The organism is Pseudomonas syringae group sp. J309-1 (genome assembly GCF_032582135.1).
Taxonomy (GTDB): Bacteria; Pseudomonadota; Gammaproteobacteria; order Pseudomonadales; family Pseudomonadaceae; genus Aquipseudomonas; species Aquipseudomonas quasicaspiana.
The window spans coordinates 327-883 of sequence record NZ_JAWHNU010000122.1 but is presented as its reverse complement, the minus strand read 5'-3'; the positions used below and the strand labels follow the sequence as shown (position 1 = coordinate 883).

The 557-nt window shown below is 64.3% G+C and carries 1 protein-coding gene; it reads right to left on the bottom strand.

Annotation, left to right across the window (positions count from 1 at the left end):
- On the bottom strand, positions 1-451 hold a 451-nt coding region (locus RX972_RS29020; protein WP_316880723.1), incomplete at its 3' end, for a hypothetical protein.
- Positions 452-557: the final 106 nt, after the last annotated feature.

The following is a 557-nucleotide window of genomic DNA, read 5'->3' as shown; positions in this document are numbered from 1 at the left end:
GAAGGATGTGGACCGGCTTGGCCTTGAGTTCTTTCAGCTTGTCATCGAGGGCCGCGCGTTCTTGCTGGACACGGGCTATCTCGGCGAGGCGTGCCTCATCGCCGATCAGCATGGTCAAGCCATCGTCGGCCACCACGAGATCCCACAACCATGTCGCGCGGGTCGCCCGAACGAAGGCTTTGAAGCGGACGAGGCTGATATCGTGGGTTTCGTTGCTCTCGGCGGTGTAGGCGTTGAGCGTCGCCAGCGAGAAACTGTCTTGGCCAAGCGCCGTGGCGATCCGCATGGCGACGTCCGGGCGTGCGTGAGCGCAGGCTTTCAATGCCCGGCTCATGCCGCGCTTGAGCTTGCCGCGAAAACCGGTGAGGTCGATGCTCTGGTCGGCTACGCGGCTGGGATAGACCGGGCTGAAGAAGAGGTCGCCCTGGTCGGGGCTGGCTTTACGCGGCATTCGCATTCTCCAGGCTGCGGGCGGCGCTGCGGATGTGAGCGTCGATCTGTTCCCGCAGGTGTTGCTTGATGTCGGGATCGTCGGGGCGCTGGGGGGGGTCATGGAG